Source organism: Mesorhizobium sp. WSM4837 (assembly GCF_055811435.1).
This window is the reverse complement of the sequence record NZ_JBVVQE010000027.1, coordinates 54,759-74,402: the sequence shown is the minus strand read 5'-3', so window position 1 is coordinate 74,402 and position 19,644 is coordinate 54,759. Positions and strand designations below refer to the sequence as shown.

The 19,644-nt window shown below is 64.1% G+C and carries 20 protein-coding genes; 9 read left to right on the top strand and 11 right to left on the bottom strand.

Annotation, left to right across the window (positions count from 1 at the left end):
- Window positions 1-2: 2 nt before the first annotated feature.
- From AC0L3D_RS17685 to AC0L3D_RS17650, 8 genes are all read left to right on the top strand, one after another.
- Entirely contained in the window at window positions 3-944 is a 942-nt protein-coding gene (locus AC0L3D_RS17685) for a sugar ABC transporter substrate-binding protein (protein ID WP_473628119.1), read from the top strand.
- A gap of 61 nt (window positions 945-1,005) precedes the next feature.
- Window positions 1,006-2,010, top strand: a complete 1,005-nt coding sequence (locus tag AC0L3D_RS17680; RefSeq protein ID WP_473628121.1) for an ABC transporter permease — start codon at window positions 1,006-1,008, stop codon at window positions 2,008-2,010.
- Window positions 2,007-2,789, top strand: a complete 783-nt coding sequence (locus AC0L3D_RS17675; protein WP_473645211.1) for an ATP-binding cassette domain-containing protein — start codon at window positions 2,007-2,009, stop codon at window positions 2,787-2,789. Before AC0L3D_RS17680 ends, AC0L3D_RS17675 begins: the two co-directional genes overlap by 4 nt.
- 16 nt (window positions 2,790-2,805) lie before the next feature.
- Window positions 2,806-3,987, top strand: a complete 1,182-nt coding sequence (locus tag AC0L3D_RS17670; RefSeq protein WP_473645191.1) for an aldose 1-epimerase family protein — start codon at window positions 2,806-2,808, stop codon at window positions 3,985-3,987.
- 91 nt (window positions 3,988-4,078) lie between these two features.
- Window positions 4,079-5,167, top strand: coding sequence for a fatty acid desaturase family protein (locus AC0L3D_RS17665; protein ID WP_473628124.1), 1,089 nt, complete (start codon window positions 4,079-4,081; stop codon window positions 5,165-5,167).
- A 43-nt stretch (window positions 5,168-5,210) separates the two neighbouring features.
- On the top strand, window positions 5,211-5,525 hold the full coding sequence (locus AC0L3D_RS17660) for a MocE family 2Fe-2S type ferredoxin (RefSeq protein ID WP_473628126.1): 315 nt from the start codon (window positions 5,211-5,213) through the stop codon (window positions 5,523-5,525).
- 37 nt (window positions 5,526-5,562) lie between these two features.
- Window positions 5,563-6,363 carry a 3-methyl-2-oxobutanoate hydroxymethyltransferase gene (locus AC0L3D_RS17655; protein WP_473628127.1) on the top strand — a complete coding sequence of 267 codons (801 nt, stop codon included), beginning with the start codon at window positions 5,563-5,565 and terminating at the stop codon, window positions 6,361-6,363.
- A 311-nt stretch (window positions 6,364-6,674) separates the two neighbouring features.
- Window positions 6,675-8,051: a DHA2 family efflux MFS transporter permease subunit gene (locus AC0L3D_RS17650; RefSeq protein WP_473628129.1), complete on the top strand. Its 1,377-nt coding sequence runs from the start codon at window positions 6,675-6,677 to the stop codon at window positions 8,049-8,051.
- A 98-nt stretch (window positions 8,052-8,149) separates the two neighbouring features.
- On the opposite strand, the gene AC0L3D_RS17645 is transcribed toward AC0L3D_RS17650, so the two are convergent.
- The 11 genes from AC0L3D_RS17645 to AC0L3D_RS17595 form a co-directional block, all read right to left on the bottom strand.
- Window positions 8,150-9,037: an amidohydrolase family protein gene (locus AC0L3D_RS17645; protein ID WP_473645209.1), complete on the bottom strand. Its 888-nt coding sequence runs from the start codon at window positions 9,035-9,037 to the stop codon at window positions 8,150-8,152.
- Window positions 9,037-10,113, bottom strand: coding sequence for a vWA domain-containing protein (locus AC0L3D_RS17640; protein ID WP_473645207.1), 1,077 nt, complete (start codon window positions 10,111-10,113; stop codon window positions 9,037-9,039). Before AC0L3D_RS17640 ends, AC0L3D_RS17645 begins: the two co-directional genes overlap by 1 nt.
- A 53-nt stretch (window positions 10,114-10,166) precedes the next feature.
- The gene (locus AC0L3D_RS17635) at window positions 10,167-11,063 is read right to left on the bottom strand and encodes an AAA family ATPase (RefSeq protein WP_473628130.1); all 897 of its coding nucleotides are present in this window, start codon (window positions 11,061-11,063) and stop codon (window positions 10,167-10,169) included.
- Between the two features lie 9 nt (window positions 11,064-11,072).
- Window positions 11,073-12,077 (bottom strand): xanthine dehydrogenase family protein molybdopterin-binding subunit, encoded by a 1,005-nt coding sequence (locus tag AC0L3D_RS17630; RefSeq protein ID WP_027154342.1) that lies wholly within the window; start codon window positions 12,075-12,077, stop codon window positions 11,073-11,075.
- 1 nt (window position 12,078) lies between these two features.
- A complete protein-coding gene (locus AC0L3D_RS17625) occupies window positions 12,079-13,446 on the bottom strand; it encodes a xanthine dehydrogenase family protein molybdopterin-binding subunit (RefSeq protein WP_473628131.1) in 1,368 nt (455 codons plus the stop codon).
- A 14-nt stretch (window positions 13,447-13,460) separates the two neighbouring features.
- Window positions 13,461-13,943 carry a (2Fe-2S)-binding protein gene (locus AC0L3D_RS17620; protein WP_473616197.1) on the bottom strand — a complete coding sequence of 161 codons (483 nt, stop codon included), beginning with the start codon at window positions 13,941-13,943 and terminating at the stop codon, window positions 13,461-13,463.
- Between the two features lie 48 nt (window positions 13,944-13,991).
- Window positions 13,992-14,786: an FAD binding domain-containing protein gene (locus tag AC0L3D_RS17615; RefSeq protein WP_473628133.1), complete on the bottom strand. Its 795-nt coding sequence runs from the start codon at window positions 14,784-14,786 to the stop codon at window positions 13,992-13,994.
- A 30-nt stretch (window positions 14,787-14,816) separates the two neighbouring features.
- Window positions 14,817-15,260 carry an SRPBCC family protein gene (locus tag AC0L3D_RS17610; RefSeq protein WP_473628134.1) on the bottom strand — a complete coding sequence of 148 codons (444 nt, stop codon included), beginning with the start codon at window positions 15,258-15,260 and terminating at the stop codon, window positions 14,817-14,819.
- A 168-nt stretch (window positions 15,261-15,428) separates the two neighbouring features.
- A complete protein-coding gene (locus tag AC0L3D_RS17605; protein ID WP_287241005.1) occupies window positions 15,429-16,256 on the bottom strand; it encodes an AraC family transcriptional regulator in 828 nt (275 codons plus the stop codon).
- Between the two features lie 172 nt (window positions 16,257-16,428).
- On the bottom strand, window positions 16,429-17,427 hold the full coding sequence (locus AC0L3D_RS17600; protein ID WP_128175099.1) for an ABC transporter permease: 999 nt from the start codon (window positions 17,425-17,427) through the stop codon (window positions 16,429-16,431).
- A gap of 40 nt (window positions 17,428-17,467) precedes the next feature.
- Complete coding sequence (locus AC0L3D_RS17595) at window positions 17,468-18,208, bottom strand: ATP-binding cassette domain-containing protein (protein WP_027154335.1); 741 nt, start codon at window positions 18,206-18,208, stop codon at window positions 17,468-17,470.
- A 426-nt stretch (window positions 18,209-18,634) separates the two neighbouring features.
- Between AC0L3D_RS17595 and AC0L3D_RS17590 the strand changes: the two genes are divergently transcribed.
- Window positions 18,635-19,624, top strand: coding sequence for a sugar-binding protein (locus tag AC0L3D_RS17590; protein ID WP_473493725.1), 990 nt, complete (start codon window positions 18,635-18,637; stop codon window positions 19,622-19,624).
- Window positions 19,625-19,644 lie beyond the last annotated feature (20 nt).

The window sequence follows — 19,644 nt, the reverse complement described above, 5'->3', positions numbered from 1 at the left end:
GAATGTTGAGATTCGTATCGAAAATCGCGGCTGCGGCGACCGTGTTCGCCGGTGTTGCACTGGCTGCACCGGCGCTGGCGCAGGATGCTCAGAAGACGTTCTACCTGCTGTCGCATGGCGGCCCGTCGGACGCCTTCTGGATCGACTGGAATGCAGGCGCGACCAAGGCCTGCGACCAGCTCAAGGTGACCTGCAAGATCTCGTTCAGCGGCGGCGACATGGCGGCGCAGAAGGAGGCCTTCAACTCCGCACTTGCCGCCAAGCCGGACGGCATCGCCACCACCTCGGCGCAGCCCGGCCTATGGAACGAGGAGGTCAAGGCAGCCAAGGCGGCTGGCGTCCCGATCGTGTTCTTCAACACCGACGATCCAGCGACCGGCCGGCAGGCCTATGTCGGCGCCGACATCAGGCAAGCCGGCGTCATCTGGGCGAAATATCTGGTCGACCACAAGATGGTGAAGCAAGGCGACAAGGTGTTCCTGCCGGTGGAAGTGCCGGGCGCCAGCTATCAGCAGCTCGAGACCGAAGGCATCGCCAGCGTCTTCGATCCGCTCGGCATCAAATACGACGTGGTCGATTGCGGCACCGATCCGGCCGGCATCATCGCCAAGATGACCGACTACATGGTCGCCAACAATCCGCCGGCGATCATCGCGCTCGGCGATTCCGTGGCGGCCAGCATCAAGCGGGTGTTCGACGGCGCCGGCGTGCCGGCCGGCACGATCCCGGTCGTAGGTTGGGGCAATTCCCGGGAGACCGCCGAAGCCGTCAAGGCCGGCTTCGTCAACGCGGCTGCCTGGCAGTTTCCGTCGGCGCAGGGCTTCATGCCGGTGGCGCTGCTCGGGCTTGCCGCCGCGGGCGAACCGATCGGCTACGATATCCACACTTTCAGCCTCTACGACGCATCGAGCGTCGAACCGATCCTGAAACTCTACGACAAGTGATTGAAACTGACGCCCGCTGCGCAGGCGGCGGGCGCCGCCCTGAGATATGGTCCAAGCAGTCATGACTATCGCCGCAGAACAGGAAATGCCGCGCTCCAAACGCAGGTCGAGCCTGATCCGCTCGCCGCAATTCTCTTCGCTCGTCATCCTGATTGTCCTGCTGGCGGTGTTCGCGATCGCCGACGGGAACTTCCTGTCGCCGCTCAACATCTCCAACATGATGGCGTTCCTGCCCGAACTCGGCATCATCGCGCTCGGCATGACGCTGCTTCTGACGGCGGGCGAGTTCGACCTTTCGGTCGGCGCCGTGTTCGGCCTGGCGCCGGTCGTCGTCCTGCTTTTGGTGCAGAACGGCGGGTTCGATATCGGCATCGCGCTGCTTGCCGGGCTATTGCTGTGCGTGGCGATCGGCGCCATCAACGGGCTGATCGTCACCAAGATCGGTATCTCCTCCTTCCTGGTGACGCTGTCGATGCTGCTCGTCGTGCGAGGGGCGGCGCTCTACATCACGCAAGGCTTTCCGCTGAAATCCTGGGACCAGCCTGGCTTTTTCGTGACACTGCTGGCCGGCAGCTTCAATATCGGAACGTTCCGTTTCTATACCTCGCTGTGGTGGTTCATCGGCCTGTCGCTGCTGGCGATCTACGTGCTGCACTACGCCAAGCTCGGCAACTGGATCAGCGCCATCGGTTCGAACCGCAACGCTGCGGTTGCGCGCGGCGTGCCGGCCGATGCGGTCAAGGTCTGGCTGTTCATCCTGACCTCAGTGCTGGCGGGTCTGGCCGGCATGATCAGTGCGTTCCGCATCTCGGCCGCCTCGCCGGTAGCCGGCACCGGATACGAGCTCGAAGTGATCGCCATGGTGGTGGTTGGCGGCACGGCGCTGACCGGCGGGCGCGGCACCATCCTGGGCACCATCGTCGGCGCGCTGATGCTGCGCAGCATCCGCAACGGCATCGTACTGGTTGGTGTGCCGGGGCTTGCCTACAATATCTTCGTCGGCGTCATCATCCTTGCCATGCTCATCCTGCACGCTTTGCTGCAGAAGAACGCCGCCAGGAACTGACCATGGAAGTGCTTCGGCTGCACAATCTGCAAAAATCCTTCGGCAGCGTTCGCGCGCTGAAGAGCGCCTCCTTCACCCTCAACGAGGGCGAAGTGGTGGCCTTGCTCGGCGACAATGGCGCCGGCAAATCCACGCTGATCAAGGCGATCTCCGGCGTCTTTCCCGTCGACCGCGGCGACATCTATGTGCGCGGCCAAAAAGTCTCGATCCGCTCGACGCGCGACGCCATAGATCTCGGCATCGAGACGATCCACCAGGATACCTCGTTGGCGCCGGACCTGAGCATCGCGCGCAACCTCTTTCTCGGTCGCGAGCCGGTCAATCTGAAATGGCTGGGCGTGTTCGCGCCGCTCGACCTCGCCAAATTGCGTGATGCCGCCGCGGCACTTTTGAAGCGCGTCGGCATCTCGAAAAAACTCGACGCCGATGCGCTGGTCAGCACATTGTCGGGCGGTGAGCGCCAGTCGATCGCCATTTCGCGGGCCATGCAGTTCGCCGCCAAGGTCATCATCCTTGACGAGCCGACCAACAATCTCGGCGTCGAGGAAACGCACGGTGTGCTGCGTTTCGTCAAGGAGATGCGCGCCGCCGGCCATTCGGTGCTTTTGATCACCCACAATATCCATCATGTCTTCCAGGTCGCCGACCGCATCATCGTCATGCGCCGTGGCGAGATCGTCGCCGAGCAGACGGTCGCCGATACCGATCTGCTGACGGTGGAGAGCATCATCACCGGCGCCGACATGTCGGCCCTGCTCAAGGAGACGAGAGCGAAGTGAAGGAACTGGCCGTCAGATGGTAGAGCTTTACGGCAAGACGCTTTCGCGCCGGCAGGTCTCGGAACGGTCCGGCATGCTGTCGCAGTTCGCCGGCGTGCGGCTGATGACGCTTGGCGACGGGGTGGAGCGCGGCATCCGCATGCTCGAATTCCGCACCGGCTCCGGCCTGCGCTTCACCGCGCTGGTCGACCGGGCGCTCGACATCGCCGATTGCGATTTTAGGGGCCAGGCGATCGGCTGGCATTCGCCGAGCGGCTTTCGCCATCCCGGCCTGCACGAATATGAAGGCGAGGAGGGGCTGGCCTGGGCGCGGTCGTTTTCCGGCCTGCTGCTGACCTGCGGCCTTGACCACATATTGTTCATGAACGAGGTACCCGCCGACAGCTACCATTATCCGCCGAAGAAGACGGTGCGCCATTCGCTGCATGGCCGCGTCAGCACCATCCCGGCGCGATTGACTGGCTATGGCGAGACATGGGACGGCGACCGCTGCGTGCTGTGGGCCGAAGGCATCGTTCAGCAGTCGACGGTGTTCGGCGAGGATCTGCATCTGCTGCGGCGGATCGAGGCCGATGTCGGCGGCAACGAGATCCGGCTTTCGGACCGCGTCGTCAATCACGGTTTTAGCCGCACGCCGCATATGTACTTTTATCACATCAATGTCAGCCATCCGGTGCTCGACGAGGGCTCGCGCTACCTGGCGCCGATCCGCGACGTCGTCTGGGCGGGCCATGCCGGCGAGCGCTATGAAGCGCAGAAGGTCGGCTACCGCACGGCGCCGGCACCGCAACTGGGCTTCACGGAACAGGTCTGGCAGCACGAACTCGGCGCCGACGCCAACGGCGACGTGCCGGTGGCGGTGGTCAACGACCGTCTCCGCCTCGGTCTCGAAGTCGTCACCCGCAAGCACCAGTTGCCTTGCGCCTATGAGTGGCAGAATTTCCAGGCTGGGCATTATGCGCTCGGCATCGAGCCGTCGACGCATCATGTGCTGGGCAATCTGGCAGCGCGCGAGCGCGGCGAGATGATCTGGCTGGAGCACGGCGAAAGCCGTTCGTACGAAGCGGTGTTTCGGGTTCTCGACGGCGCCGGCGAGATCGCCGCCGCCGAGAGCCGGATCGCAGCGATTGCCAGGCAGCCGCGGGAGGATTATCCGCGGCCATCGGGTCATTTTCCTGTTCTCGGAGGCAGGTCGTGACAATGGCGAAGGCGGTGCGAAACACCAGTTGGAAGGCTGGCCTCGGCCGGAGTGGAGAGGGCTCGCGGCGGTTCGAAAATTGGAGGTCACAATGGCTGGCAAGGTGAAACGCGATTACAGCCTGGTCGGCGAAAGCACGCGGATTGCGATCGAAACCGGGCTAGCCTCGGCTGAGTGGTACCATACCGATGTGCCGCGCAAGACGATGAAGGAACTGATGCAACGTTCCGACAGTCCGGCAATCCGCGACACGGCCATCTGGCTGGGCGCCATCCTGGTCTCCGCCGCCGGCGGCGTTTACTTCTGGGGCACCTGGTGGTGCGTGCCGTTCTTCTTCGTCTATGGCGTGCTCTATGCCTCGGCCAGCGACTCGCGCTGGCACGAATGCGGCCACGGCACGGCTTTCCGCACGCGCTGGATGAATGATGTCGTCTACCAGATTGCCAGCTTCATGCTGATGCGCAACCCGGTGACCTGGCGCTGGAGCCATGCCAGGCATCACACCGACACCATCATCGTCGGACGCGATGCCGAGATCGCCGTGATGCGCCCGCCGGACCTGCTGCGCACCGCACTCGCCTTCACCGGTATCCTCGACTTTCGCTATTCGCTCCCGGCACTGGCACGCCAGGCGTTCGGCAAGCTGACGCCGGACGAGAAAAGCTACGTGCCCGAGATGGAACAGCACAAGGCCGTCACTGCCGCGCGCTGGCATATCGCCATCTACATCGCCACAATCGCGCTCGCGGTTTTCATGCAGTCGTGGGTGCCGCTGGTGCTCATCGGCGTGCCGCGCCTCTACGGCACCTGGCACATGGTGCTGACCGGCCTGCTGCAGCACATCGGCCTGGCCGACAATGTCGTCGATCACCGGCTCAACAGCAGGACCGTGTATATGAACCCGATCAGCCGGTTCATCTACTGGAACATGAACTACCACGTCGAGCATCACATGTTTCCGATGGTGCCCTATCACGCGCTGCCCAGGCTGCACGAATTGATCAAGCACGATCTGCCGGAGCCGAACCCGTCGATGTGGCATGCCTATCGCGAGGTTTGGCCGGTCCTGCTCAGGCAGCTCAAATATGAGGACTATTTCCTCAAGCGCGAACTGCCGCCGACGGCACGGCCCTATCGTGGCGAGTTCCACGAAGTGAACATGTCGGCAACAGCTGAATAGCACTGCGCAGCACAGCAAGGCGAAATTTCGGGAGAAAATAGAGATGGCCGATTGGGTCGAGGCGTGCGCTGTGGACGATGTCGACGAAGAGGATGTCATCCGCTTCGATCATGACGGCCGCAGCTTCGCGATCTACCGTTCGCCGGATGACGAATTCTTCGCTACCGACGGCTTTTGCACACATGAAAAGGCGCATCTGGCCGATGGGCTTGTCATGGACGACATCATCGAATGCCCCAAGCACAATGGCCGCTTCAATTACAAGACCGGCCAGGCCAAGGGCGCGCCCGTCTGCGTCAATCTGCAGACCTATCCGGTCAAGGTCGAAGCTGGCAAGGTGATGATCCAGATCGCCTGACCGGCCTTCCGTTCACGTAACAAAGGGGACCAAATCAATGAGCCGGAAAAGACCGACGGTGGCAGACCTGCGCGCTATGAAGGGCAAGCGGCAATTGACCATGCTGCGGGTGCTGACGATGGCCGAGGCCGAGGCCGCCGAACGAGCCGGGGTCGACATAGTCTCGGTGCCGCCGGAACTGGTGCTCGATCCGCAATACCGCGATGCCGCACCCAGCCTGTTCACCATGCCGGGCGACAATTTCTACGAGATCGGCACAGCCGACGATTTCGTCCGCTGGGCGTTTCGGCTCTACAAGGCAAGCGCCGACGCGGTTTATTGCAGCGCCGGCTTTGCCGCTGTCAAACGGCTGGCCGATGACAATATCCCGGTGATCGGCCATGTCGGTCTGATCCCGTCGCGCGCCACCTGGACCGGCGGCTTCAAGGCTGTCGGCAAGACCGCCGACAGCGCCATGCAGATTTTCGAGGCAGTCAAGCAATACGAAGCGGCCGGCGCGATCGGCGCCGAGATCGAAGTGGTGCCGGTCGAGGTGGCCAAGGCGATTTCGGAGCGAACCTCGCTGATCATGCTGTCGATGGGGGCGGGCACCGGCTGCGACGCGCAATATCTGTTCGCCGACGACATCCTTGGCCAGAACCGTGGCCACATGCCGCGCCATTCCAAGGTCTATCGCAATTTCGCCGCCGAATATGACCGCCTGCAGGCGGAACGCATCGCTGCTTTTTCCGAATATGTCGCCGACGTCAACAGCCTGGCCTATCCCGAAGACAAGCATGTGGTGCATATGGACCCGGACCAGCTCGGCCAGTTCATGGAGAAGATCGACGCGGAATGAGACGCACCGGCCAGGATCGGCTGTGACCTTCTCCCCTTGTGGGAGAAGGTGGATCGGTGCGTAGCGCCGAGACGGATGAGGGGTGCTGGGAGAAACGCGGCGAAGAAAATATCGTGGAATTTGAAGTGCTTATGGCTTCGGTGTAGCGATCCTTCCAGCACCTCTCATCCGACCGACAGGTCGCGATACAAGTTTGTTGGGCCAAGTCTGGACGTCGCCGCCCAAATGCTGTTCAAACCGGTGCGTCACCGATTTGCCGGACAATCGCCTGGTCCCAGTGGCGCGGGAAAACCTTTCGTACAGTTCTGCGCATGACCGCCATTCCCGAAAACAAAGCCTTGCCCGAAACCGCGACGGCGGCGCGGCAGGCGCGGCGCGTGGCATTGATCGTCGCCGTCGCCTTCTTCATGCAGCTTCTGGATTCGACGATCATCTCGACATCGTTGCCGCAGATGGGAGAATCCTTCGGCGTGCCGGCAGTGGCGATGAGCATCGGCATCACCGTCTACATGCTGACCATGGCGGTGTTCGTGCCGCTGTCCGGCTGGCTCGCCGACCGCTTCGGCGCGCGCAACATCTTCCTTGTGGCGATCGCCCTGTTCACGCTGGCCTCGATCGCCTGCGGCATCTCGCAGAACCTGACCCAGTTCGTCGCCGCGCGTGCCGTGCAGGGCCTGGGCAGTGCGCTGATGACACCGGTCGGCCGCATCCTGGTGCTGCGCAACGCCTCGAAGTCCGAGCTTCTCAATGCCACCGCGCTGATCACATGGCCGGCGCTGTTTGCGCCGGTGATCGGGCCGGTGCTTGGCGGCTTCATCACCACTTATCTGTCCTGGCACTGGAATTTCTTCATCAACATTCCGCTCGGCGCGGCCGGCCTGGCGCTGGTCGCCCGCTTCATTCCCGGCGACCGCGCTTCCGAAACCAGGCCGCTCGACTGGCCGGGCTTCCTTGTGACCTCGGTCGGGCTTGCCTCAATGCTCTACGGCCTCGAACGCATCGCCCATCCGCAAGACGGCACCTTGCCGACCGTGGCGCTGCTTGGCGCGGGCGTCCTGATCGGCTGGCTGGCCGTGCGGCACCTGGCGCGCGCCAAAAATCCGCTGCTCGACCTTGCGGCATTCAAGGTGCAGACTTTCGCCATATCGACGCTGTCGGCCGGCACCATTTTCCGGGTCTCCATCAACGCCACGCCGTTCCTGCTGCCGCTGCTGTTCCAGGTCGGGTTCGGCCTGAGACCCGTCGATGCCGGCATGCTGATCCTGGCTTATTTCCTCGGCAATCTCGGCATGAAGACGGTGACGACGCCGACGCTGAAGCGCTTCGGTTTCCGTTCGGTGCTGGTCGTCAACGGCGTGATCGCATCGCTGTCGATCATGGCCTGCGCGGCGATATCGCCGCAGACACCGCAAGCGCTGGTGGTGGCGCTGATGCTGATTGCCGGACTGACGCGGTCGATGCAGTTCACCGCGCTCAACACGCTGGCCTTCGCCGATATCGCTTCGGCGCAGCGCAGCTCGGCGGCGACGCTGTCCAGCATGCTGCAGCAGGTGGCGATGCTGTTCGGCGTGGCGGTCGCCGCGGCGCTGCTCAACCTGTCGCAGATCGCCAGGGCCGGGGCGGCGCCCGACCTCGTCGACTTCCGCCTCGCCTTCCTGGCGATCGGCGCCATCGGGCTCGTGGCCTAGTTCCGCTTCCTGGCGCTGCCGCGGGCCGCCGGCGCCGAGGTTTCGGGCCATCGGGCGTGACCTTCTCCCACAATGGTGTTTGGAAGGGGGGCAGCGCGTCACACCGGCCGATATACCTTCTCCGCTGTGTTCCAAAAAATGTCCGCCTCTGCCGCCGCACCATGCTTGGCCACCGCCTCCCGGTGCTTCTTGATCAGTTCGGCGTGGCTGGTCCACAGCTTTTCGATCGGGAAGTTGGAGCCGAACATCAGACGGTCGCTGCCGAGGATTTCGATTGCGTTGTCGACAATGTAGGCGATCAGCGCCGGGTCGTTGCGGTGGACGAAGGTGCCGGGGCCGGACAGCTTGGCGTAGAGGTTTGGCGCTGCTGAAAGCGAGCGCAGGCCGGCCTTCCAGGCTTGCGTGGTTTCCTCCGACATGTCGGTCAGCATGCCGGCATGGGTGAGGATGAAGTTGGTCTCGGGATTTTCGCCGACAAGCGTCAGCCCGTCCTTCATCTGGGCCGGGAAAAGCTGCAGGTCGAAGGACAGGCCATAGTCCTTCAGCCGCGCCACATTGGCCCGCACCTTCGGGTCGACGACCTGATCGGCGGACGCGGCAAAGCGGAAGGCCGGCGTTTCGTGCCAGTGCAATTGCATGCGCACGCCGCGCAGCAGGGGGTACTTGATCAGTCGGTCGATCTGATGGCGTACATCGTCCACCGTCATGTCGGCATAGCCGACGATGGCGTGCGGCCAACCGGTTTCGTCAGCCGTCGTCTGCAGCAAGGCGACTTCTTTCTCGAAATCCTCCTTGGCCCAGTTGGTCTGGACATAGACCGCCTTCTCGACATCAGAGCCTTGCTGGTCGGCGAGGAATTCCTCGATCGGGTAGTCGCGTCGGATCGGCTCGTAGGGACCGAAGATGCGCGGCACCATCGGCCCGCGCAGCCAGGGCTGATCCTCCTGGCGCCAGATATGGAAATGCGCGTCGATCGCCTTTTTCATCATGAAACCCTTTTCCAGATTGCTGCCGCCGCCGGAGCGGGGCGGGCGAGCGACAGGATGAAATCGGTGAGACCGGCGATCGAAGAACCGTCGACCAGATCGTCGAGCACCGGCAGGATGGCGCGAAGTGCTGCCGTCGCCGGCCGGAAACGCGGATCGCCGGCCAGCGGCGTCGCCAGCGACAGGCGGAAGGCGCGGGCGCTCAGCCGGCGCATCGCCATTTCCAGCTCGGCATGGTCGCCGCGCTCCAGCGCATCCGACAGGATGACCACCGCCGCCCCGCGCGCAAGTGAGGAGAACCGCGGCACCGACAGGAAGGCGAGCAGCGTCGGTCCCATGCGGGTGCCGCCATCCCAGTCGTCGACCAATGCTGCCACCCGCGCCAGCGCCTGGTCGCGGTCGCGAATACGCAGCGCCGTGGTGATGCGGGTCAGCCGCGTGCCGAAGGTGAAAATTTCAGCCCGGTCCGCGCCTTGCACCGCCGCATGCGCCAGCTTGAGATAGTCCGATGTGTAGAGCTTCATCGAGCCGGACACGTCGATCAGCAGCAAAAGCTTGCGCGACACGGTCTGCCGGCGGCGCAGCAGCGGCGACGGAATATCGCCGTCGGCACTGACGATTTCGCGCAGCGAGCGGCGCAGATCGAGCTTGCCGCGTGCGCGCGTGCGAACGGTTCGGAAGGAGCGGCGGGCGGGCAGGGCGCTAGCGAGCTTGCGGCGGAAAGCGGCAAGCCCGTCGCCGACGCGCTGGAAGTCGCGGGCGCTCAACTGTTCGGCGCCAGACGATAGCGCGCCGCCTTCCTCCTGGCGCGCCACCTCGTTCTCTTCGTCGCTGGCGCCGCCGTCGTCCTTGATGCGGGTTTCCTCGTCGGCCTCGCCTTCGACCACGGCCGCGGTGTTGCCGTAGAAATAGCTTTGGAAATGCGCCTCGAATTCGTCGCGGCGGTCGGGCGGCGGCGCCAGCGTGGCAAGCGCGGCCTCGTGGATATCGGCCATCGAGCGGGGCCCGAGCAGCGTCACCGCCTGCATGAAGCCTGACACCTGCTCGGGCGCCACCGGAAAGCCGTAGCGGCGCAGCAGCCGGCCAAAACCGAGGAGAGGTGCTGCGGCGCGGGGTAGGGCCGCGGGGCTCACGCCAATGCCTCCTCGACGATCCGGCCAAGCTCGGGCGCGATGTAGGACAGGTCCTCCTCATCCTTGATCAGCACGCCGATGGCGCGGCGGAACGCTTCCGGCCATGGGCTGCCGCCCTTTTCGAGGATCGTCGCGGCGTTGGCCCATTCGACCGCTTCGGCGATGCCCGGCGGCTTGGCCAGCGGGCGGGCGCGGATGTCGCGCACGGCGGCAGCCACGGCGCGCGCCGTGGCGTTGGCGACGTCGCCGGCGCGCAGCATGATGATTTCGGCCTCGCGCTCGGCGTCGGGATAGGTGATCCAGTGGTAGACGCAGCGCCGCCGCAGCGCCTCCGCCAGTTCGCGGGTGCGGTTCGAGGTCAGGACGACGATCGGCTGCGCTTTGGCGCGGATGGTGCCGCGCTCGGGAATGCTGATCTGGAAGTCGGACAGGAATTCCAGCAGCAGCGCTTCGAACTCATGGTCGGAACGGTCGATCTCGTCGACCAGCAGCACGCGCTTTTCCGGCGCCTTCAGCACCTGCAGCAGCGGCCGCGCGATCAAAAAGCGGTCGTCATAGATGTCGACCTCATGCTCGCCGGCATGGCGGATGGCGAGCAACTGGCGCTGGTAGTTCCATTCGTATAGCGCGTGTGCGGCGTCGATGCCTTCGTAGCATTGCAGCCGCACCAGGTCGCGCCCGAGCAGTTCGGCTATCGCCTTGGCCGCTTCTGTCTTGCCGACGCCCGGCGCGCCTTCGAGCAGCAGCGGCTTGCCCAGCCGGATCGCCAGGAAAATGGCGGTGGCCAGGCTTTCATCGGCCAGATAGCGCGAGGCGGCGAGGCGCGATGCCACCGCCTCCGGCGAGATCACGACAGTGTCGGCGCTTCCAGTCCGGGCGCTTCTTTTGGGCATTTCCAGCACTCAGTTCGAGGCTTGCGCCTTCAGCGCCCGCAGGATGCGTTCCGGCGTGATCGGCAGCGTGTCGATGCGCACGCCGACGGCGTCGAAGACCGCGTTGGCGACCGCCGGGATTTGCGGGTTGGCGCACATTTCGCCCGGCCCCTTGGCGCCAAAGGGTCCGTCGGCCGAGGGCCTCTCCAGCACGATGATCTCGGTTTGCGCAAGATCGCCTGGTCCCGGCATCAGATACTGGTTGAAGTCGGTGCCGCCATGATCGCGGTCGGGGTAATAGGGTTCCGTCGTCTCGTAGAGCGCGTGGCTGATGCCCATCCACGAGCCACCGACGAGCTGCTGCTCGACCATTTTCGGGTTCAGCGCGCGGCCGATCTCAAAGACGTTCTTCACCGTCAGCACGGTGACCTCGCCGGTTTCGTCGTCGACCTCGACCTCGACCACCGTGCAGGCATGCGCGTAGCAGGTCGACGGTTTCATCGCGCCGGTTTCTTTTTCCGGATAGGAGCGCGGGATCAAGAACATGCCGCGGCCGGAAATCGAGCGGCCGCGCTTGAAATGCGCCGACAGCGCCACATCGAAGATCGAGATCGATCTTTGCGGCGCGCCCTTGACCAGGATGTTGCCCTGGCCGTCGGTCTCGAGGTCCGAGGCGTTCACTTCCAGTTCCTCTGCCGCCACTTCCAGCATCACCTGGCGGGCTTCCCTGGCCGCCTGGATGACGGCGTTGCCGGCGCGGTGGGTGCCGCGCGAGGCGAAGGTGCCCATGCAGTGCGGGCCGGTGTCGGTGTCGGCGGTGTCGACGACGACGCGGTCGGTCGGTACGCCGATCGTCTCGGCACAGATCTGCGCCATGATCTGCTTCATGCCCTGGCCGAGATCGACGCTCGACAGCGTTACCATGAAATTGCCGGTCGGCGTCGAATGGACCAGCGCCTGGGTTGGATCGCCACCGAGGTTCATGCCTGTCGGATAGTTGATCGCGGCGACGCCGCGCCCGCGCCTGATCGCCATTTCAAGCTCCCTTCGCGTAGGACGACATCGCCATGAATTTGTCCGCCACCGGCCAGTTGGCGGCGCGCGAGGCTTCCTGCATGCACTCGATCAGCGCCGCGCCCTCGGTCGGCTGGCGGTGCGCCTTGATGTCGCCGTCGCGGTAGGCATTGATGAAGCGGAACTCGAGCGGGTCCATGCCGATCAGCCGGGCGAGCTTGTCCATCTGCACCTCAAGCGCGAAATCGCCGATGGTGACGCCGAAGCCGCGCATGGCGGAGGAGGGGGTGCGGTTGGTGTAGACGCAGTAGGTGTCGATCCAGACATTCGGGATGGTGTAAGGGCCGGGATAGTGGCCGGCGCCCTTCTGCGCGCCATAGGGCGAATGGCGCGAATAGGCCCCGGCATCGGTGTAGCCGGTGACTTTTCTGGCGACGATGCGGCCATCCTTCATGACGCCGTCCTTGATGACGACCTTTTCGGCGGCGCGCGGCGAGGAAATCTGCATCTCCTCCTCACGGCTGTAGATGAAGGAGACCGGCCGCCCGGTCAGCTTGGCGCCGAGGATGGCGATCGGCTCGACGATGACGTCGACCTTGCCGCCAAAGCCGCCGCCGACGGTGCCGCCGACGAAATGCAGTCTGTTGCCCGGCATCTGCAGGATGATCGAGGCGTTGTCGAGGGTGAAGAACATCGCCTGCGTGTTGGTGTAGCAGGTAAAGCGGTCGTTGCCCTCCGGCGCGACGATGCAGCCGGTCGTCTCGGTCGGCGCGTGCTCGATCGGCGACGATTGATAGGTCTGCTCGAGCACGTGATCGGCGCCGGCGAAACCGGCCTCGACATCGCCGAAGCGCACCTTGCGGCATTCGCCGCTGTCATAGAGGTAATAATTCCGGCCGTGATATTCGTTGACAACAGGCGCGCCGGGCTTCAGCGCTTCTTCCATGTCGAAGACGGCCGGCAGCACCTCGTAGTCGACCTTGACCTTGGCCGCCGCCTCCTGGGCGGCACGCTCGGTCTCGGCCAGCACCGCCACCACGGCTTCGCCCTTCCAGCGCACCTTGCCGTCGGCCAGCACCGTCTCGTCCTCCGGCCCGATCTGGATCAGGATCAGGATGGTGTAGACATTGTGCGGCACGTCCTTGGCGGTCAGGATTTTCACCACGCCCGGATGCTTTTCCGCCTCTGAAGTGTCGATGCTGCGGATGCGGGCGTGATGATGCGGGCTGCGCACCATCTTCAGATGCAGCATGCCTGGAAAACTGCGGTCGGCGAAATAGGCGGTCTTGCCGGTGACATGACCGGGCGAATCGGAGCGCGGCCGTGGCTGGCCGATCTCGTGCAGATCGTCCGTGCGCTGGTCGGCGAAATAGCTCTTGCGGAGTTCCATTTTTTCGACTCCCCTCAAGCTGCGTTCTGCGAATTGGACCGCGCGGCGGTCAGCACCGCCTGGATGATCGGCTCGTAGCCGGTGCAGCGGCAGATATTGCCCGACAGCGCCTCGACCACCTCGTCGCGGCTGGGGTCCGCCGTGTGGTCGAGCAGAACCTTGGCGGCCATGATCATGCCTGGCGTGCAGAAGCCGCATTGCGTGGCGAAGGCGTCGAGGAAGGCGCGCTGCAAAGGATGCAGCACGCCGCCTTGCGAAAGCCCCGATGTCGTGGTGATCGCCGCACCGTTGCAGGTTTCGGCCAGCGTCAGGCAGGACAGCCGAAGCTCGCCGTCGATGATGACCGAGCAGGCGCCGCATGTGCCCTGATGGCAGCCGCCCTTTGGCGAGGTGTCGCCGATCTTGTCGCGCAGCGCATTGAGCAGCGTCGTGCCGCTGTCGATGAATTCGGCCTTCTCCGCGCCGTTGAGCGTGAACTGAACCGGGATCTTTGTCATCTTTTACTCCTTGCGCCGCAGCTTGGCTGACTTGCCCGCCATTGGCTTTCAGGCGAGCAAAAGCCGGCCGAGATGGACCGGCAGGACTTCGTTGCGATACCAGGCACTGGCGATCGGATCGGTAATCGGCGAGGTGCCGTCGTTCGCGACGGCCAGCGCCGGCGCGATGCCGTCGCTCGTGAGTTTCCTGCCGAGCAGCGCCTTCTCCGCCGCCTTGGCGCGCATCGGCCGGTCGGCCATGCAGCCAAGCGCGATGTGCGCCGATGACATGGTTCCGTCCGGCGCTCGTTCCAGCACGGCGGCGATGCTCAGCACCGAGACGCCCTTCGGCTTGACCCTCGATATTTTCAGGAAGCGAAAGCCGCCTTCCAGTGGCAAGCTGAAGCCGACCGAAGTGACGATGGCGTGATTGTCTTCGCGTCTTGCCAGGAAGGTTTCGATCGGCACCTCGCCGTCATCGGTGCCGACGGTTGCGCCCAGTGCCAGCAGCGCGACGGTGAAATCGCCATAGGGCGCCGGGGCGAAGAGATTGCCGCCGATGGTCGCCATGTTGCGGATCGCCGGGCCGCCGACGGCGCGCGCCGCGCGGGCAAGGGAAGACAGATCCGGGTGACGGGCGATCGCCGCCATGGTCACCGAAGCGCCGATGCGGACCTCCCTGCCGGAAACAGTGATGGCCGACAGCGCCGGTTCGGTCGACCTGATGAGGCCGGAGACCGAAACGTCGCCTTCATTGGCGGCGCGCACGACCAGCGTGCCGCCGCCGAGATAGCGGGTGCCGGCGGCTTTCAGCGCCGCACTGGCGTCCTTGACCGTCGAGAAAGTCTGCAGTGCAAGCGCCATGGAACTGTCCTTTTTATGAGCCCATTCAGCTCAACCCTGGCCGGCGAAATGGGTCTTAAGGGCGTTAAAGCCGCCCTGGAAGACGTTGGCGCCCATGCCTTCGGCCAATTTGTCAGCTTCCTCGGGAGCCGCGTCGAAGCTTGCGGTCCATTCGGCATAGGTGCGGTCGCCATCGGTCACCCGGCGCAGCTGCAGCGTCGCCTTGTGGTTGGTCAGCGGTTGCGGCGTCTCCAGGATGGAGTAGCTGACGAGGAAATTGTCGTCGGAGAAGTCGAGCAGCTTCTCGCGGATGCGAGCGCCGCTGGCGAGCTGGAAATTGCGCACGCAGCCGACTGCGCTGGTGTCCTTGCCGTCCTCGATATGGCTCTCGACCATGCGCGGGTGCCAGCTCGGCAACCCATTGAAATCGCGTATGCGCGCCCAGACCTTTTCGACCGGTGCGTCGATGACGCTGGAGACGGTGACTTTCGCCATATGATCATTTCCTTGCAATAGCTGTGTCGCGAGGGTAGGGCGGCGAGCCCGGCAGCACTTATCAATGCGTCTTGAGCGCCTATCAATAAGTCTGAAAAAACTGGCACGCTGAAAAAACGGCAGCCTGAAAAAAACGGGCAGTCTGAAAACGGGCAGTCTGAAAATGGCTCAGGAGATGGCTCGCGCTGCCTCGCGATAGAGTGTCGGCGGAACGCCGACATGGTCGCGGAAGAATCGCGAGAAATTGCCCTGCGTGGTGAAGCCGAGATTGCAGGCGACCGAGATCAATGGTTCCTGCGACCACTGCAACTGCCGCACCGCTTCCTCCATGCGCAGCGTGTTCCAGTAGACATTGGGCGTCAGATTGGTCTGCTCCTTGAACAGCGCGAAGAAATGCGGCCGCGACAGGCCGACGCTGCGCGCCACCTCGTCGAAGCAGATGCGTTCGCAGACATTGGCCTTCATCAGCTGGATCGCCTTGCGGACACGAAAATCCTGCACGCTGTGGACGCGGGCGCGCGCCACTTGTGGCGCCGAGGCGTCGGCGGCGTCGAGCACGCTGTCGATGAAGCGCTCGATCTCGTAATTGGCGATGTCGTCGATGCTCTCATTGTCGCTGAGATGGTCGAGAAGATTGGCTGCCGCCTTGTGCAGCCACGGCTCCAGCGTGATCGCCGGTGCCGAAAACAGCGGCGCGGTCGACCGCAGGTCGCGGCGCCGGCGTGCCCAGTCCGGATCGATGTAGAAGGCGAGGAACAGGCCGGGCCGGCCGTCGCGGGATAAAGCGTGGCTGTGCGGCTGGAAGGAATTGATGCCAGCGGCGGTGCCGGGCCCAAGCCGCACCGTCTCGCGGCCGATGGTCATCTCGCCGGCCGTGCCTTCCAGCCAGATGATGATATGCGCCTCGACATGGGCATGGGTGACGAAGTCGCTGGCGACGTTCAGGACAGAAACATGTCCGAACCGGCCCCAGTAGAGCCTGATCGCTTCCGTCATGGGTATATCCTCCCGCAGGCGACTGGCCTCCCTTCGCCTGCAATCGGGATAGTGCTGCTCAGTCCGGGTCCGCGTCAAGGCGCATGTGCGCGCCTGGCGCACGCCAGGCGGCGCGCCGGCCGATTTTCAGACTGAGCGATAGCAACGACAACGAATTGCGCGTGACCGCGGCCTATTCGTTGCGCCGGAAATTGCGGAGCCGGTCGAACAGGACCGCCATCAGAATGGCACCGCCGATGAACACCCCCTGCCAGAAGGCGTTGATGCCGAGCAGGCCAAGGCTGTTGCGGATCACTTCGATCAGCGCCGCGCCGACGACGGCGCCAAAGGCCGTGCCCATGCCGCCGGCCAGGTTGGCGCCGCCGATGACGGTGGCGGCGATGACCTGAAGCTCCATGCCGTTGCCGAGATTGGTGGTGACTGCGCCCAGCCAGCCGGTCTGGATGATGCCGGCAAGGCCCGCTGCCAGCGCCGAGATCATGTAGACAGCGACCTTGATCTGGCGCACCGGAACGCCGGTCAGCGTCGCCGCATGCTCGTTGCCGCCGATGGCGAAGATGTGCCGGCCGAATTTCGTCCAGCGCAGGACGAAGCCGGTGATCAGCGCCAGCACGATCATGTAGAGCACCGGATTGGCGATGCCGAACACAAAGGCGCCGCCGCCCAGCGCCAGAAGCTTGTCGTGGTCGGGCCCGAACTGGAAGACGACGGTGTTGTTGGAGGCGACCATGGCCAGGCTGCGCGCGATCGACAGCATGCCGAGCGTCACCACGAAGGGCGGAAACCCGAGATAGGCGATCAGGATGCCGTTGAAGGCGCCGATGATCAGCGCCGTCGCGATCGCAGCGGCAATGCCGACCTCGATGCCGTAGCCGGCATGCATGGTCACGGCGAGCACCATCGAACACAGGCAAAGCACCGAGCCGACCGACAGGTCGATGCCGCCGGTGATGATGACGAAGGTCATGCCGAGCGCGACGATGGCGACGAAGGTGATGTTGCGGGTGATGTTGTAGAGGTTCTTCGTCGTGGCGAAGGAATCGGTGGCGACGGACAGGAACAGGCAGGCGAGGATGACCGCGATCACCACCCAGAAGGTCTGGCTGGCAAACACCCTGGTCAGCAAAGTGTGCTGTTTCTGCGCGATCGTCTGGTCAAGAGTTACTGCCATCGTCGACCTTTATCTGCTTGCGTGGTGAAACCGGCTGGCATCAAACCTGTTCGATGGCGCCGGTGATGAGCCCGGTGACTTCCTCGGGCGAACTCGACGCGATCGTCTTGTCGGCGACCTTGCGGCCGCGCCGCATGACGATGACGCGGTCGGCAACGTCAAAGACGTCGGGCATGCGGTGGCTGATCAGCACGACGGCAATGCCCTGGTCGCGCAAATGGCGGATCAGGTTCAGCACCTCGGCGACCTGCCGGACCGAGATCGCCGCCGTCGGCTCGTCCATCAACACGATCTTGGCCTGCGAAAGCATGGTGCGGGCGATCGCCACCGCCTGGCGCTGGCCGCCCGACATCTGCTTGACCAGATCGCGCGGGCGGGTTTCGGATTTCAGCACGGCAAAGATCTGGCCGGCGCGCTTGTACATGGCGGCGTAGTCGAGGATGCGAAACGGCCCGACGCCGCGGCGCAGCTCGCGGCCGAGATAGACATTGGCGGCGGCCGTCAGATTGTTGCACAACGCCAGATCCTGATGGACGATCTCGATGCCGTGCTGGCGCGCCTCCACCGGCTTGTGCAGGATCAGCTCCTTGCCGTCCATCTGCATCGTGCCATGGCTTGGGCGGAAGTTGCCGGCGATCATCTTGACCAGCGTCGACTTGCCGGCGCCGTTGTCGCCCATCAGCCCGACCACCTGTCCGGCCTCGATCGACAGCGAAACGTCGTTGACGGCCTGGATGGCGCCAAAATGTTTTGAGATGTTGGCGAGTTCGAGAACCGGCACCAGTCTGCTTCCTCCGTGCTTTCGGCCTGCGGTCCTGCCGCGGCCTCGCTCTTCCCAGCTCCTCCCGGGAACCGCGCTTTCGCCCATTTACGCATATGCCCCCCTGCCGTCAACAGCGGCTTCTTTCGAAAAATCCGTTTTGTAGGACAAATAGCAATTGACGTCCGTCGCAAGCCGATATTAGCTAGGCGTCGGAGGAGATTATGCCGATCTCCTGCTCCGGCTCGCCGGGGCTGAGCAGGCGGAGGTTTATCGGTCGAGGATCTGGCAGCGTCCCTATCGCGCTGGTCTGCAACCGCATCTGGAAATTCTTATCGGCCCGGCTTGACGACACGAGCGCTCGCGAAACGAACCTCTGTCATCGCGCATCCGGGCTGGTCTGTGTGGCGGGCACGCCGTGTCCGTCTGTTTCAAGGGAGGACTGAAATGAGGAAGTCACTATTGCTCGCTGCCGTCGCCATGCTGGCGCTGGGCGCCGGGCCGGCTTTGGCCAAGAAACAGCTCGTCATCGTGGTGAAGGGGCTCGACAATCCGTTCTTCGAGGCCATCAACCAGGGTTGCCAGAAATGGAACAAGGAAAACGCCGACTCGGAGTATGAGTGCTTCTACACCGGTCCGGCATCGACCTCGGACGAAGCCGGCGAAGCCCAGATCGTCCAGGACATGCTGAGCAAGCCGGACACGGTGGCGATGGCGATTTCGCCGTCCAACGCACCGCTGATCGCGCAGACGATCAAAAGCGCCAATCCGTCGATCCCGATCATGACGCTCGACGCCGACCTCAGCAAGGAAGATGCGGCGCTGCGCAAGACCTATCTCGGCACCGACAACTACCTGATGGGCTACAAGATCGGCGAGTACATCAAGAAGGCCAAGCCCGACGGCGGCAAGATCTGCACCATCCAGGGCAATCCCGCGGCCGACAACATCCTGCGCCGCGCCCAGGGCATGCGTGACGCGCTTACAGGCCAGAAGGATCTCCCGGCGCTCGCCGGCGAGGGCGGCTGGACCGAGGTCGCCGGCTGCCCGGTGTTCACCAATGACGACGGTGCCAAGGGCGTGCAGGCGATGACCGATATCCTCGCCGCCAATCCCGATCTCGACGCCTTCGGCATCATGGGCGGCTGGCCGCTGTTCGGTGCGCCGCAGCCCTATCGCGACCTGTTCAAGCCGATGGCCGACAAGATCGCCAAGAACGAGTTCGTCATCGGCGCCGCCGATACGATCGGTGAGGAAGTGGCCATTGCCAAGGAGGGCTTGGTGACCGCATTGGTCGGCCAGCGGCCGTTCGAGATGGGCTACAAGGCGCCCTCGGTGATGATCGACCTGGTCGAAGGCAAGCCTGTCGCCGATCCGGTCTTCACCGGTCTCGACGAGTGCACCAAGGATACGGTCGATACCTGCATCCAGAAGTAGGTTCGCAGTTTTCGGGGCGT